We start from the raw sequence: 13,145 nt of genomic DNA, 5'->3' as shown, positions 1-13,145 counted from the left end.
GTCGCCTCGGCAAGCGTGAGATCGTCCGGACAAACTTGAGCCGATGTTCTGATCGAACCTGAATGACCGGGGGACTCACCAGGCAGGTCCTGTGCGACCGACTCTCATCAGGCAAGTGTCATTCGGCGACCGAGCTTGCTCACGCAGACAACGTGCGCCGCTTCGTCGCCACCTGCAGCGCGCGCACGCGTCCCAGGGCCGTCGAGTCTGCCATGGCCGACGCGTACATCAGCGCCAGATCGGCCTTCAGCCGTGTGCGCGAACTGCCATCGAGATACACCATGTGTCCCGAAGGATAGAACTTCGCTGCAAGGTTCTGCCGAACCTGTTGGCTGATCAACGGCATCTGCTGCAGGTCGAGCACAGTCTGATAGAAGGGCGTGACGAAATCGAAGAAGCCATTGACCGACAGCACTTTCAAGTCCACGTTGAGTGCCATGACGGCCGCGAGGTCGCCGGCCGTGTAGAGCACCACGTTGCCTTTCGCATCGATGCCCTTTTGTGCGCCCGTCGGATCGATGTGGCTGAAATTCCAGTACTTGAATGCCTGATCGTTCAGGTCAGTGAAGGATGAGGCGGACGTGTATTTCAACTGCTCGTTCAGGTACACGTTCCACATCGTCGTATAGACGCCGCTCACCGCAGTCATGGTCGGGTCGTTGCCGCCGGAGTTCGGATCGATGCGGCCTGCGATGCCGGTCTCGATCCCAGTCACCCGGCCATCGTATTCACCCAGCGCGAGTCCCTCGGATTTCATCAGCGTCGTGAGGAACAGCGAGTTCCCACGGCTGTCGTAGGCGGCGATGTCGAGGTTCCAGGCCTGCAGTGTCGTCTTCTCGATGCCGGTGTAGCGGGCCAGCTTGTCGAGCGCAACCGGGTCCACCGCGGGCAATTTGCGCAGCGCTGCGAGATAGTCCGTGCGCGAGAAGGCGGCAACCTCGTCGGCGAACGCTTCGAGTTCGGCCGGCACCGGTACGACGCGAAGCTTTTTGTGATACCACGCATCCGCGGCTGCCGTCGGCAGGACGCCGACCGGGTTGCCGGCCTGCGTGTAGTCGAGAATCGACGATTGCAGCGTGATGCCATTGAGATCCACGCCGTCCTCATGCAGGCGATAAGCGAGCACGCAGCTGCGCGCCGTTCCGTAAGATTCGCCATAGAGGAACTTCGGCGAGTTCCAGCGATTGTTCTTGGTCAGGAAGCGCTTGATGAACTGCGCGAGCGAATCCGCGTCCTCGTCGACGCCCCAGAAGGCCCGGTTGGTCTTGGGCGTGATCGCCGCCGAATAGCCGGTGCCAACCGGGTTGATGAACACCAGATCACTCTTGTCGAGCAGACTGTCAGGGTTGTCTTCCATCGCATAGGGCGCCGGCGGCGTGAAGCCGGGCATCGACGTCTTGATGCGGCGCGGTGCGAACGAGCCGAGCAGCACGAAGACCGATGAAGAACCCGGCCCGCCGTTGTAGAAGAACGTGACCGGGCGCGACGCCTCCTTCTGGCGGTCCTCGGTGAAGGCGACGTAGAACAGCCGCGCCGTCGGCTGCGAACTGCTCGGATCGACGATCACCAGATGACCCACCGCCGCGGTGTAGGCAATCTTGCGACCATCGATCACGGCCGAATGGTGCGTGATTGCAGCGGCTTCGGTCGTGTCGGTCACCGAATCGTCGGGCCCGTTGCCGTAGGCCACGGGATCGAAGAGAGCCTGGTCTTGGGTCATGAAGCCTCCTGTGTCATGCAGCCAAGGCGGCCAGCAGCGCGGAACCTTTGACCGAGCCCCAGCCGGTGCACGCGTCCCAGCCCGGACCCGCGGCGTACGCGCCGTTGCTGCCCGAGGTGATGTCGCGCAACAGGCCCTTGCCGGCGAGCGAGCCGTACAAGAGCGGGTTGAGGAATCCGACGGGTTGCAGCAACTGCTGGTTCATCAACGCGATCAGGCCGGCCCATAGCGGCGCCACCGCGCTGGTGCCGCCGATCACCAGGGCCTGGCCGTCCACCGCCACCTCGTAGCCGGTTGCAGGATCGGCATCGCCCGCCACATCTGGCAGGCCCCGCCCTGTCTTCCGGGTGCCCGCAATCGCCGGGATGTGCGCGCCGCTCTGGTAGCCGGGTAGCGCGAAGAACCCGCTGACGCCACCGCCCGTTGCGCCGCCTGCGCCCTCGTTCCAGACCACCTCGGAACGGATGGTGTGGCCGGAGGCCACCAGCTTCGTTCCCCCGCAAGCGAGCGCATGGGGACTGGAAGCGGGAAAGTCGACATGCGGCTTTCCATCCGGGACGCCGTCCGCAGAGCCGCTGTCACCGGCGGCGACGCAGACCGTGACCCCCATCGAGGCGGCAGCCTGAAGGACCTGATCGAACTGCGTCATCGCCTGGGCCGTCCAGTTCGGCTCGGCCGAGCCCCAGCTGATCGAGATCACCGATGGCTTGTTGGCGTCGTCATGGACGGCGGTCGTGAGCGCGTCCAGGAAGCCACGGCTGGTGTTGGGCGCGAAGTAGACGGCAATCACCGCCTTGGGCGCGATGGCGGCTGCCACTTCGATGTCGAGCATGACCTCGCCGTCGGCGCTGTTGGCGTTGGTGGGGTGATTGGGCGCATGGTCGACCGACACCGCCTTGACCGTGGGTGCGGCGATTCCCAGGCCGCCGAAATAGGCATCCAGGTCGGCAGGGCGATAACCGCCTCCGAGCTCGACGATGCCGATGCATTGGCCGCTTCCATCCAGGTTCGATGGAAAATCGTAGAGCCTGGCCAGATCCGGAGGACTGAACGACGATGCAGCCTTTGCGCTCATGCCTCGCAGGGGCTCGTGGCGCAGGAAGTGAGGCTCGGCCTGTGGACGGTTGTCCAAGCCAAACACGCCCTCCACGATCGGGGCCAAGTCTGCCGGCACGCTGATCGGGCCGGTGCGGCCGCGGTAGGTTCCACCGCCGTGCGCGAATTGATGCAGCGCGACGCCAAAGGCTGCGCACATCGACCTGGCATCCCCGGACAAGACGACGCTGCGGCGTGCAACGCTCGACTCGACCACCGACAGGTCATGCGCCTTGGCGAAGGCAGCCACCTTGGAAAGATCCTGCACGTCGGCGCCATGGTCGGCGGCAAGTTCGTCGCGGCTCAGGTATTTGCGACGCGCGGGCGCCAGGTCACCGAGGCACCCGCCGGCCTTCGATACATCCGGCGGTGCCTTCGGCCGGACTCGCACGGTCACTTCGAAGCGCTCGTCCGCCCGGATGGCGGCCATCGGCTTCGCGCCCGGCACAGGCTCGCGTTCGCTTCCCACGACGACGTTTCGCTTGGATGCGTTGCGCATGACACATGCCTCCTGCTTGCAGGCATAGCCTCCCCCTTTCCGCGACCGCCGCGCGTCAGCGGAAGCCGCAAGTTGCCCCACGTCATCCATCCGATGTGGCAGGCGTCAGCGATGGGGTGGCTCGAAGCAACGGAAGCCAAGCTCCGGCAACGGCTCGGGTCGCGAATAGCGGCCCTTATCGAGCGGAGGCAACTGCCGCCGGGCCACCCGTCACCCAAGCGAACGCATCGGAATCACCGCTGAAGGACGTGGCCGCCTCGGCGAGGCGCAACTCGCCCTGAGCGGCCTCACCGCTGACGATTCCCGCCGCGGACCCAAGCGTCACCGCGACGGCCAAGATGAAATTCCATGTCGTGTTCATAGCGGCCTCTGCATAGAGCCAGTTTGAGGCAAATGACCCGGGCTGAGAAAGGACAAAGGGAACAGCAGTGTTCGTTCCTTGGAAACAATAGGGCGTCTTCAAACTGCGCTCTTCGTTCGAGCGGAGCAGACCGGCAGGGTGCGCGTTCCTTGGGGCCGGACCGTCTTCTACGAGGCGCATGTGCGCGGCTTGACGATGCGTCGTCTCGCGGCGCCGAAGCCGCTGCGCGGGTGGGCGCGAAAAGCCATGCGCGCTCGCCCTCGCACACGAGTTCGGCGTATGCGCTCCCCTGGACGGCCGCGATGTCATCGGCATCCCCAGGAACGCAGTCGGAAAGTCGGCTGGCGGCCCGTTTGTGAGATTGGACTCGTGTTCATTCCCACTGGCTGGCGAACGAGGCGCCCCGGACCTTTGCGATCGCCTGTTGCATCGCTGCACGGATGCGCTGATAGACCTTCGTGCTGCTAAAAGATTCAGCTGACGCGCGTACACCGCTGGCAAGCGGTAGCAGCGAGGGGTTGTGGACGATGCTTTGAAGCCGCTCGGCCAAGGCCGAGCAGTCGCCAACGGCAAAGAGCCAACCGTTCAGCCCTTCCCTGATGACGTCCGCGGGGCCGGAGGAGCAATCGGTGCTGAGACATGGCACGCCCCGGACCATTGCTTCGATCAGCACCATCGGAAATCCCTCGAAGGCGGAGGTCAGCACCAGCAAGTCGGCCGTTACTGCTGCAGTCCAGGGGTCGCGCTGCCGTCCGTGCCAGGTGAGCCTGTGTTCGATTCCAAGCTCTGCCGCCAGCGCCCTCAACGCAGGGAGATCCTCCACGCGATCACCTGCGCCGACGAGGTCGAGGCGCCACTCTCCTTCGACCTGCGTGAGTGCGCGCAGAAGGTCGTCGGACCTCTTCTGCCGCCCCATCATCAGGCGGCCGACATGCAGAAAACGCACAGGCGCGCCGTTCGAGCGTGGAATGAGAGGCGCGCCATCGAAACGCGTCCCATTGAATACCAGATGCACGTCCCTGGCCGCGATCCTTGGGTTGGTTATCAATTCGTTCGCGATCTCGCTGCTGATGCACAGGTGCGCATCGGCATAGCGAAGCAGGCCCGTGCGCTGGCGATGCACGGTCGAGAAGTGCAGCCACGACACGACCGGCCGTCGCCTGCCGGCCAGCCACAACGCCAGGCGGATGCCGGGAATGGTCGAGCTGTAGATGGCGATGACGGCATCGGCTGGTCGCGAGCGGCACGCTTTGACCATGGCCGGCAGGCCCCGCAAGAGTTGTTTGCGCAACGAGGTGGATCCATGGGCCACCTCGGCATAGTCCAGGCCTTGCTGCCAGGTCGGGTCGTGCGTGCTGGCGCAAAGCGCCAGGATCCGGACGTGATCGCCGCGGTCCTCGGCCTCCTGGGCCAGCGCGCGAATACAGGTCTCGATGCCGCCGAGGCCGGAGAGGGTGCCAGCGATGAGCAGGATTTCCACGTGGCCGTTACCAGCGTACTCGCATCCCAAGCGATGCCTGCAGCGAACTGCGCACCATCAAGATCCGCTCAGCGCTCAGCAACCGGCATGAAGCGGCCATCAAACCGACCAGTTCAGCGCCGAGGATCTCGACGGTCGACCTCGCGCCGACCTCGGCGTTGACCGCGGCCTGGTAGCCGGCGGGCAGGGTGCGGGAGAGGAAGAGCACCTGTTCGTCGGCAAGCCGCACGGGGATGACCATCGGCCCGATGTCGGCCTGCGGGACGCGCAAGAATTCGGCTCGGCCTCCCGCATATCCGCCGTACCGATGCGAATAGCTGAACAAGCCGGCGTCGGCGCGCACGTTCTTCTTGTCGAGGATGACGCCGCGTTCAGGATCGGTGGTCTCGCAGGCGGCGAACATCGACTTGCTGCAGAAGTAGCACTGGCCGCAGCAGATGGTGACGGGCACGGCCACGCGGTCGCCCTTCCTGCGCTGCGTGACGCCGCGGCCAGCGCCCATGAATTCGGGGCCGAGGGTCTCGCCCCTCTTCATGTCCGGGATCTTGCCGCGGTAGATGTGCAGGTCCGAGCCGCAAATGGCCGTCGCCGTGACTCGAAGCAGGATGTCGTCGTCCTGCATGACGACCGGATCGGGCACAGTCTCGACGCGGACGTCTTGCAACGAGCGGTAGGTCAGTGCTTTCATGATGTCCTGAAGAGGGACGAAACGACGCGACGTGTTGGAAGGCCCCCTGCATCAAGAAGCGCCTTGGGCCGCGGGGTCGCTACGGGATGGCACAACACGATCGCTCTGCCTCGAGCGATCCGGTGGTCAACATAGATGGCGGCCGACACTCCTTCTGTAGGAGACGGTGCTATCGAGGCGGGCCTCATTGCTTACTTCATCGTTCGTTTTTCATGGAATCGCGTCATGCATCCCACAGACTTGTCCGGCCCGCTCGCGGTCGTGACCGGCGCCTCCTCGGGCATCGGCCCGGAACTCGCGCTGCAACGCCGGACGAGGGTTGCGAACACCATGCGCCGCACCAAGGCATGCGGGATGGCGCGGTCCACCAGGTGACGCACTTGGCTCGGCACGCTCGCAGTTGCTACGAAATCGGCGACGACGTTAGATCCTGTTGCAATGTGTGACAAATTCCCATACATTTTCATAAATCAATGGAATGGAGCAGCCTGTGAACCGCGAGATGCGATCTGGATCCGAGAGCTTGGCGGCCGCGCTTTCCGAGTGGGCCGATCTAACCGAAGCCTACAGGCGGGGCATGGAATCTTTACGGCGTGGCGAAGCCGGGGCTTCTCAAAGGATGATGGATCTCGCTCGCGACATGCGCAGTTTCGAGGCACGGCATCGCGCCGCGCCGGCCCTCGCCACTTCGGATGAACCGGGGCCACTCCGCGACGCGCGGGCTCGCCCTCGGACTCGCGGCTCGCTTGATCGAGCCTTAAATGATCTCGTGAGCGGATTTTCTCGATTGGTCGCGTATTGACGGCGCACGGCGACTTGGTGAGCACACACCTCGCTCGGATGGGCGGCGGGCTGTCAACGGCGGTTCCACCATGACTTTGAAACAGGCGGAGGTTCGAGGTGTGACGCGATGGTAGTCGTGCCGCCAAACCTCGCGCTGAGTTCACGCTCGAATTTGATCACGACTTCCGCGATTTGCGACCTTGCGCCAGCGTGCAGGGAGTCGGCGACCAGCCGATTGCGCCAGTATTTCGTCCATGCCAACAGTTCAGCGTCGGCAAGGACCTTTGGGTCGGCGTATCGTGTGTCGAATGTTGTGTTTGCCATTCCACCAACCTACGCCTCGCCTGCGGTAGTTTGCGTAGGCGAAAACACCATCTACTGCCTGATGCAGCAGAAGGGATACGCCTTGGCACAGCGTCTGGCGTGACATCTTGAAATCGGCCACAGAGCCAAATCCGGGTGCGGCGCGAGCATCTCGTCCCGGACGGTTTGGCGTTGTCGCAGCGCATCCATTCATGCCTTGTCCCGTGATGTCGATCTGAGACAGCCCGGCGGCATTGATGATTCACTAGCGAATGGCCGCAGATACCTTCATCACGGAAACGATACCGGCGGCCTCTCATCGCGTGCTTGCGTCAATGCGTTCAATTTCAACAATTCAGTGTGGACTATTTCGCGCTTCCACTTGCATTCCTTCGTGCGAGAACAGAACTTTGGTCGCTTGACCGCTGGTATGCAATCAACTTGAATTGAGTATATGTCGGCAAAGGCCAATCAACATCATTCGAAAAACGGAAACTATCGAGCCAAGCTTCCCAGCATCTGAATTGAGAGGGTGATGGCGCAATCATCGCGCGCCGCGCCTTCATCAATGCCAGCGCATCAAGCGGCGCGAAACCTTTGTGCACCAGTAAACAAAGCGCAAGCGTTGCTGATCTGCCAATACCATAGGCACAATGGACAAGTAGGCGTTTACCTCTATCGAGATGCTCCGTTGCAAAGCGTATGCCGTGTTCGATATCGCCGTCTGCGATCGGGCCAAGATCCTCAGTGGGCAAGTGCAATAGATCAATTCCCTGTTGTGCGAGGCTCTCGCAGTCTGGCACCTCTTCGCCTCGCAGATCGATGGCTGCTTCGATGCGAAGTTTGCACACGAGGTGACCTGCTCGCTCGAACGGGAAGCTGCCGCCCACGGCGAGTTGCTCAGTGATCCAACTCAAGTTGGGTTGCCAAGTATCCATAGTTAAAGGCAATTCAAGGCGCAACCCATTGAGTGAGCCTGCCTAGCAATGCCGCTTGTCGTCGGTTGAAACATGGCTGTTGGGGACACCCTGCCCACCTGCACGCGAATCGAGATCGAACTGGTCGTGCCGTTCTGTGTCGTGAACACATGGAGATAGCCGATGCCCTGGGCCGCAGGCACGACCTCGACGGTCCAGCTCGAGACTTCGCCGGCCGGCAGCGTGCGCGTTGTCGCGGCGGAGCCGAGCTTGAGCCCGGCGTCGCTGTACAACTGGACCGTCGCGCCTGCGGGATCGGTGATGCCGTCGAAGCTCAGCACGATCGAGGTCGCCTGGCCCGCCTGCGGCAGCGGATCGACCCGGTACTGGAACGTGACGCCCGAGCCGTTCACTTTTTGAAATCCATGATGGTTCTTTCTACAGCGTGCTCGCCGACTTCCCTGCCCTGCCGCAAAACTCAATGAACGACTCCAGTTGAGTCGACTTGTCGAACACTGCGTTCGCACCCAATGACAAACATGTCTCACGCACCGGATCCGCAGGGTCAATTGCCAGGATCGCAACGCGCTGCCACGGAAGGCGCTCCGCCACCGCTGTCAGTATTTCGAGACCTGTCCCCTGGTTGAGATAGAGATCAATGACGGCGAGATCCCACTCCTCGGCATTTGCGACAAGCCAGGCAATCGAATCGGCCGCAGTAGTGGCAGTGCCGATCACTCGCGCCTGCACCAGGCGCTCGAGCGCCTGGATCAACGCGTCGAGAACGATCTCGCTGTCTTCGGCAACAAAGGTAATCAGCGGCATTGGAATAGCATCATGGTGTCGGTCGAGAGGTTCGCGCGACATTGTTCGAATGCGCGGCGAAGACGTCGGCAAACATCGGCACGAGCAGCTTGTTGCCGAACTCGTTCAGGTGGTTGTCGTCGGAATAGATCGGTCGACCGCGCAGCGCACCCGCGCAGCGGCCGTCCCGACACAGATAAGGCAAAGGGTCGAGGATCTTGACGCCACAATGCTCGCGCGCCGCATCCTGGGCGGCCCAGACGACGGCATGGCGAGCGCGATAGTCGTCGACGGTGACGAAAATATCCTTGGCTTTCCCGAGCGCCATCGCCCTGGACATCGACTTGGGCACGTCGATGCCCATCTCCGGAATCGGACGAACCAGAAACACGCGACGCTCCTTGGCCAACTGGCAGGCTGTGTCGGTCAGGCGTTTGCCGAATTCGAGCAGGAAAGTAGGATCTGCGTGGAGATGGGGGTGGGTGAAATAGACCATCGGTGTGTTCGTGTCTTTCCTTCCGGCCTGATTGCGACCGATCGCATAGATGCTCGTGCGGCTCACCAAGACGAGCGGCACATCCTTCGGTACATGCGCGAGTTGCCGGAGAGTCCACCTCAGGAAACTGTCGCAGTTGCTTTCGGGCGGAAAGCTGCCCGGCAACTCAAGGACGCCAGACAAGGTCGCACAGCCCGAGTAGCTCCAATCCACGATGCCCTCGGCGGCACTGGGCAATGCAGCGGCCAGCCCCGTGGCCAGCGCATCCGCGTGGCTGTCGCCGAGGATGATGGCCCGCACGCGAGACCCCCCATAGATGCACGATGCAGGCTCCTCGCCATACTTCGACAGACATTCGTACTGCCGAGGGTTCTTGTCGCGCGATTCGGCAGCCACGGCCTCGATCGGGGCAGCGAGCCGCCCCGGCATGCCGTCCCTCGTCCAAACGACCCGGCTACTGACCAAGACCACGATCGCCAGGCTCGCCAGTACTGCCACATGTGTGCGGCGAGGCAAGTTCTTGAGCTGCCGCTGAGCTCTCGCCTCGACCAGGCGGTACGACAGGTCGCCCAGCACCAGTGTCAGCGCCATTCCGGCGGCGATCGCCAATGGGCTGTGCTGCGAGTCCAGATAAAGCAGCCCCACCACCACCGGCCAATGCCACAAATAAAGCGAATAGGACCGGGCTCCTAACCATTGCGCAATAGGGTTGCATGTCCAAGCGGACTGGGTGCGTGCTGCCAGAAGCACGAGCACCGCGCCCATAGCAGGAACCCAAAGCCCCCAAGCGGATGCGGCTTCGGGTGAGAGAAAGATGGCAGTCGCCAGGATCAACCCAAGGCCCGCGCGCTCCATCAATACCTTGCGACCTTTGGACTGAGAACCAAGACCGACGAGAAACGCCAGACCGCCAGCCAACAGTTCCCAGGCCCGGGCAGGAAGCAAGTAAAACGCTGCAATGGGATCACGCGCTGCCAGCCTGAAAGCCACGAAGAGAGACGCCAACGAAAGAGCGCAGAGGACTACCGCCAGGAACCTGCGGCTGGGTCGTATCCTCCATGCCAGAAGGAGCACAACCGGAAAGATCAAATAGAACTGCCACTCGACCGAGAGAGACCAGGTATGAAGCAACCACTTCTCGTTCGATGCAGAGTCGAAGTAGCCGGCTTCTCGCCAAAACTGGAAGTTGGACAGAAAGGAAATGGAGAACGCCGCATGCTTCGCCAGCATCCGGTAATCGATCGGGGTCATTAGCACCCATCCCGAGGCCAGCAGCACAACACACAAGGCGATCAAAGCAGGGAGGATGCGGTTCGCCCTGGCGAGGTAGAACTGCCAAAGCGAAAACCCACCAGCCGCCGTACCTTCGAGACCCCTGACCACGATCCCCGTCATCAGGAAACCCGAGATCACAAAAAATACGTCGACACCGATATACCCTCCCGGGACTCTCGGAACGCCGAAGTGATAGAGCACTACCGCAATAACAGCCCAGGCACGCAGCCCGTTGATGTCACCACGAAAACGAAATGGCCCTTCTTTTCCAGAACGGATTGAAGAACTCGCAGCCAAAGCGCAGTTCCGGAAATTGAATTAAGCGCCGTACGAGTAAAGCCTAAATCGTAGTGCTAATGCGAAGCCCTGCTCTCAAATTCCTCGTGATTCCGAAGCGCGCGCAAAGGATCGAAACGCTGGCGATGGCGGAGCGCATTTTCCAAGCCCATCTCCTTGCGAGAACGCCGTTCGGTGAGCCAAACCAGTACCGCGGACACTATCAGACCGGGAAATGAAACGAGCGCCATCACCAATGCGGCGATTGTGCTCAAAAGCTGAACATTCCATAGGATATTGTCTTCCGCTACCACCGGCACCGACATCTCCAGCCCGAACGAGGATGATGGGAGAAGCGCGAATTCGGCGCCCAGCAAGCCGATAAGGAACATCGTGGAGAGAATGAATGCCCAGGCGAAAAATCGCCGATATCCAGGAAATTTTTCAGCTGACGAGTTCATTTTCATGTTCCTGATTTTCGTATCTTAATTTTGATGACTGAATCGATATGCTTCGAAAAACATGGCGAGATCGGTTCATCGACAAGCCCGACATTTCTCTATTAAAGTGAATTTCGGCGCGCCTCATCAATCCGACGCTGTCGAACGGCGTCACGGCATTGCAACTGCTGAGCCGGGTGAGGCTCAGCGCATCGGTTATTGATACAGATCGCACGCGCAAGGAAATTGAGGCTGCTGCATCCTGGGGATGGCTTTCGAAAGCCTTGGTATGCTGGCGACATACCGCGAGAGGATGTGAGATTTCCGGGCCTTGACTTGTAGGCCTGATGCGAGATCGATTTTTTTATGATTCCAGCTTTGGCCTCCGTCAAATCTACTGCTTCCTCCTCTTTCCTTGCGTCCGAGCGGTCGCCTGTAGCTGTATATTTTGAAGCAGCTGACTCAATAACGATTTCCTTCTCGATCTCATGCGCAGTACTTGGCGTTATTTCTCTCGGAAATACCATTGACGGGACCATCAACGGATCAGGCGCCCAGCGCGCAGTCGAATGAAACAAGAACCAAAAACCAAACCCCGCAAATATCAGAAGCGGCACAAGCACGACTCGGAGCGCATTCGAAGCCAATGCAGAGAGACTTGCTTCTTTTAAAAACCCAGATGAAAATGAACTGATTGCGTTTGAATTTTCAAAGGGTTTTTGCAATTTCCATCCGCAACCTGCGCAGGATTTTTCGCTTCCGCCGTTCACCGTTTGACAGAAATTGCAAGTCGTCAATTCTGGTCGACCAGACAAAAGCATCCGTAGCAAATCACCAATTTGAATGTACGCCGGCATCTGCTTTTCGACAAAGAATGGCAATGAAATCGAAATGGCGGGCAAAATAATCTCCAATTTTGTCAAATTGATCCCAAGAATTCGACCAGATGCCTTCTAGCAAAAATACCGTGATATATCTATGGGAGCGATGCATGTGACAAACTCCCATGTAATGCTGTTTTCGTACATGGCGCGATGGGCGCTTGTAAGACAACAACTCGACTTCGTGCATGGGCGATTCGTCATGAATTCAAGTGCGCCTCCACCGAGCCTCTGAGATGCCGAGCGGACAAATCGGAAGCCGTGAGGAAGCACTGCCAGCGACGTGATTGGGGTGGCCTGCGCGAAGCGAGATCTCGGCTTCCTGTCGCGCCTCCAATGCATCAAAGGAACCGTCGGGGTGAATCCCGAGTTCCGCGCCGAGATCACCGGCAGGCTCGCCGCTGGCGTACCGGCCGTGCAACGGGGACGTCGACGCCACCGGTCCCTGTGCGATCGCGACCGAACGGCCAACGCGCATCGAAAGCTCAAACTGTCTGACCGCGGGGCCGGCCGACTCGGCCGTGCCATGCTGCTGCGCAGGACTCGCCGCGTCAGCAGTACATTTCTCAGCGCCTGCGCCTGCGCCTGCGCTCGTTTAGTTTCGCCTGCGCCTGCGCTCGTTTAGTTTGTCAGCGTAGAGCGAACGTCCGAATCATCTCGGCTCCTTGCAGACGTAAGCAGGCGTCAGCCGATGCATCCACGTGCAAGCAGTAGCGCCAAGTGCGCAATTTTCGCATGTGCCACGCGCGGTTGGACTACACCGCAGGCCGGGAAAATTGATATCAATCCCCGGCACGCTGCACATAGCAGCATCGATTTGGCAAACCAAGGGCACTCATCATGGAATCCATCGGGCACGATGGCGCGAGCCGGCTTTTCTGGACGCCGGGCTGGGATGTTGAACTCTTAGATATCGCGGGCATAGGCGAGATGCGCAGCTATCACGCCGATGTTCGAAAGGACGGTGAGTTGATGTGCCGAATTGCCTTGGCCGGTCAATTCGGGTCTCGCGCCGCGGCCCATTCAGCCGTTCCTGAGCGCCTCCGCGCTTGGCTTCGGGACTATGAATCTAGACCGCACACAGGGGACAGTGGCTTTCAGATTCTTTGAGAGCTGCAATGAAGGGG

General features: G+C 60.8%; 12 protein-coding genes and 1 pseudogene. 2 read left to right on the top strand and 11 right to left on the bottom strand.

Going from position 1 to position 13,145, the window contains the following annotated elements; translation table 11 throughout:
• Positions 1-139: 139 nt before the first annotated feature.
• The 5 genes and pseudogenes from WDLP6_RS06940 to WDLP6_RS06920 form a co-directional block, all read right to left on the bottom strand.
• A pseudogene (locus tag WDLP6_RS06940) lies at positions 140-1,711 on the bottom strand (S10 family peptidase); the annotation flags it as partial.
• A gap of 22 nt (positions 1,712-1,733) precedes the next feature.
• Positions 1,734-3,314, bottom strand: coding sequence for a S53 family peptidase (locus tag WDLP6_RS06935; protein WP_162591743.1), 1,581 nt, complete (start codon positions 3,312-3,314; stop codon positions 1,734-1,736).
• 175 nt (positions 3,315-3,489) lie between these two features.
• Positions 3,490-3,675, bottom strand: a complete 186-nt coding sequence (locus WDLP6_RS06930) for a hypothetical protein (RefSeq protein WP_162591742.1) — start codon at positions 3,673-3,675, stop codon at positions 3,490-3,492.
• Positions 3,676-4,048: 373 nt separating this feature from the next.
• Entirely contained in the window at positions 4,049-5,155 is a 1,107-nt protein-coding gene (locus tag WDLP6_RS06925) for a glycosyltransferase (RefSeq protein ID WP_162591741.1), read from the bottom strand.
• A 7-nt stretch (positions 5,156-5,162) separates the two neighbouring features.
• On the bottom strand, positions 5,163-5,777 hold the full coding sequence (locus tag WDLP6_RS06920; protein ID WP_232077415.1) for an alcohol dehydrogenase catalytic domain-containing protein: 615 nt from the start codon (positions 5,775-5,777) through the stop codon (positions 5,163-5,165).
• 291 nt (positions 5,778-6,068) lie between these two features.
• Between WDLP6_RS06920 and WDLP6_RS06915 the strand changes: the two genes are divergently transcribed.
• Positions 6,069-6,218 (top strand): hypothetical protein, encoded by a 150-nt coding sequence (locus WDLP6_RS06915; RefSeq protein WP_162591739.1) that lies wholly within the window; start codon positions 6,069-6,071, stop codon positions 6,216-6,218.
• Between the two features lie 1,076 nt (positions 6,219-7,294).
• Here WDLP6_RS06915 and WDLP6_RS06910 read toward each other — a convergent pair.
• The 6 genes from WDLP6_RS06910 to WDLP6_RS06885 form a co-directional block, all read right to left on the bottom strand.
• The gene (locus tag WDLP6_RS06910) at positions 7,295-7,846 is read right to left on the bottom strand and encodes a protein-tyrosine phosphatase family protein (RefSeq protein ID WP_232076980.1); all 552 of its coding nucleotides are present in this window, start codon (positions 7,844-7,846) and stop codon (positions 7,295-7,297) included.
• A 23-nt stretch (positions 7,847-7,869) separates the two neighbouring features.
• Positions 7,870-8,259, bottom strand: a complete 390-nt coding sequence (locus WDLP6_RS06905) for a hypothetical protein (RefSeq protein WP_162591737.1) — start codon at positions 8,257-8,259, stop codon at positions 7,870-7,872.
• 25 nt (positions 8,260-8,284) lie between these two features.
• Complete coding sequence (locus tag WDLP6_RS06900) at positions 8,285-8,671, bottom strand: response regulator (RefSeq protein WP_162566341.1); 387 nt, start codon at positions 8,669-8,671, stop codon at positions 8,285-8,287.
• Between the two features lie 10 nt (positions 8,672-8,681).
• Positions 8,682-10,718, bottom strand: coding sequence for an acyltransferase family protein (locus tag WDLP6_RS06895; protein ID WP_162591736.1), 2,037 nt, complete (start codon positions 10,716-10,718; stop codon positions 8,682-8,684).
• 56 nt (positions 10,719-10,774) lie between these two features.
• Positions 10,775-11,164 (bottom strand): hypothetical protein, encoded by a 390-nt coding sequence (locus WDLP6_RS06890; RefSeq protein ID WP_162591735.1) that lies wholly within the window; start codon positions 11,162-11,164, stop codon positions 10,775-10,777.
• Positions 11,165-11,259: 95 nt separating this feature from the next.
• On the bottom strand, positions 11,260-12,060 hold the full coding sequence (locus WDLP6_RS06885; RefSeq protein ID WP_162591734.1) for a hypothetical protein: 801 nt from the start codon (positions 12,058-12,060) through the stop codon (positions 11,260-11,262).
• A gap of 798 nt (positions 12,061-12,858) precedes the next feature.
• On the opposite strand from WDLP6_RS06885, the gene WDLP6_RS06880 reads away from it, so the two are divergent.
• Positions 12,859-13,128 (top strand): hypothetical protein, encoded by a 270-nt coding sequence (locus WDLP6_RS06880; protein ID WP_162591733.1) that lies wholly within the window; start codon positions 12,859-12,861, stop codon positions 13,126-13,128.
• Positions 13,129-13,145: the final 17 nt, after the last annotated feature.

The organism is Variovorax sp. PBL-E5 (genome assembly GCF_901827185.1).
Lineage (GTDB): Bacteria > Pseudomonadota > Gammaproteobacteria > Burkholderiales > Burkholderiaceae_C > Variovorax.
This window is presented reverse-complemented; position numbering and strand designations above follow the sequence as displayed.

Excerpts from the sequence above, each read along its gene's own strand:
- WDLP6_RS06900 (WP_162566341.1), bottom strand. The coding sequence starts at position 8,671 with ATGCCGCTGATTACCTTTGTTGCCGAAGACAGCGAGATCGTTCTCGAC.
- WDLP6_RS06880 (WP_162591733.1), top strand. The coding sequence starts at position 12,859 with ATGGAATCCATCGGGCACGATGGCGCGAGCCGGCTTTTCTGGACGCCG.
- WDLP6_RS06920 (WP_232077415.1), bottom strand. The coding sequence starts at position 5,777 with ATGCAGGACGACGACATCCTGCTTCGAGTCACGGCGACGGCCATTTGC.
- WDLP6_RS06935 (WP_162591743.1), bottom strand. The coding sequence starts at position 3,314 with ATGCGCAACGCATCCAAGCGAAACGTCGTCGTGGGAAGCGAACGCGAG.
- WDLP6_RS06930 (WP_162591742.1), bottom strand. The coding sequence starts at position 3,675 with ATGAACACGACATGGAATTTCATCTTGGCCGTCGCGGTGACGCTTGGG.
- WDLP6_RS06915 (WP_162591739.1), top strand. The coding sequence starts at position 6,069 with ATGCATCCCACAGACTTGTCCGGCCCGCTCGCGGTCGTGACCGGCGCC.
- WDLP6_RS06890 (WP_162591735.1), bottom strand. The coding sequence starts at position 11,164 with ATGAAAATGAACTCGTCAGCTGAAAAATTTCCTGGATATCGGCGATTT.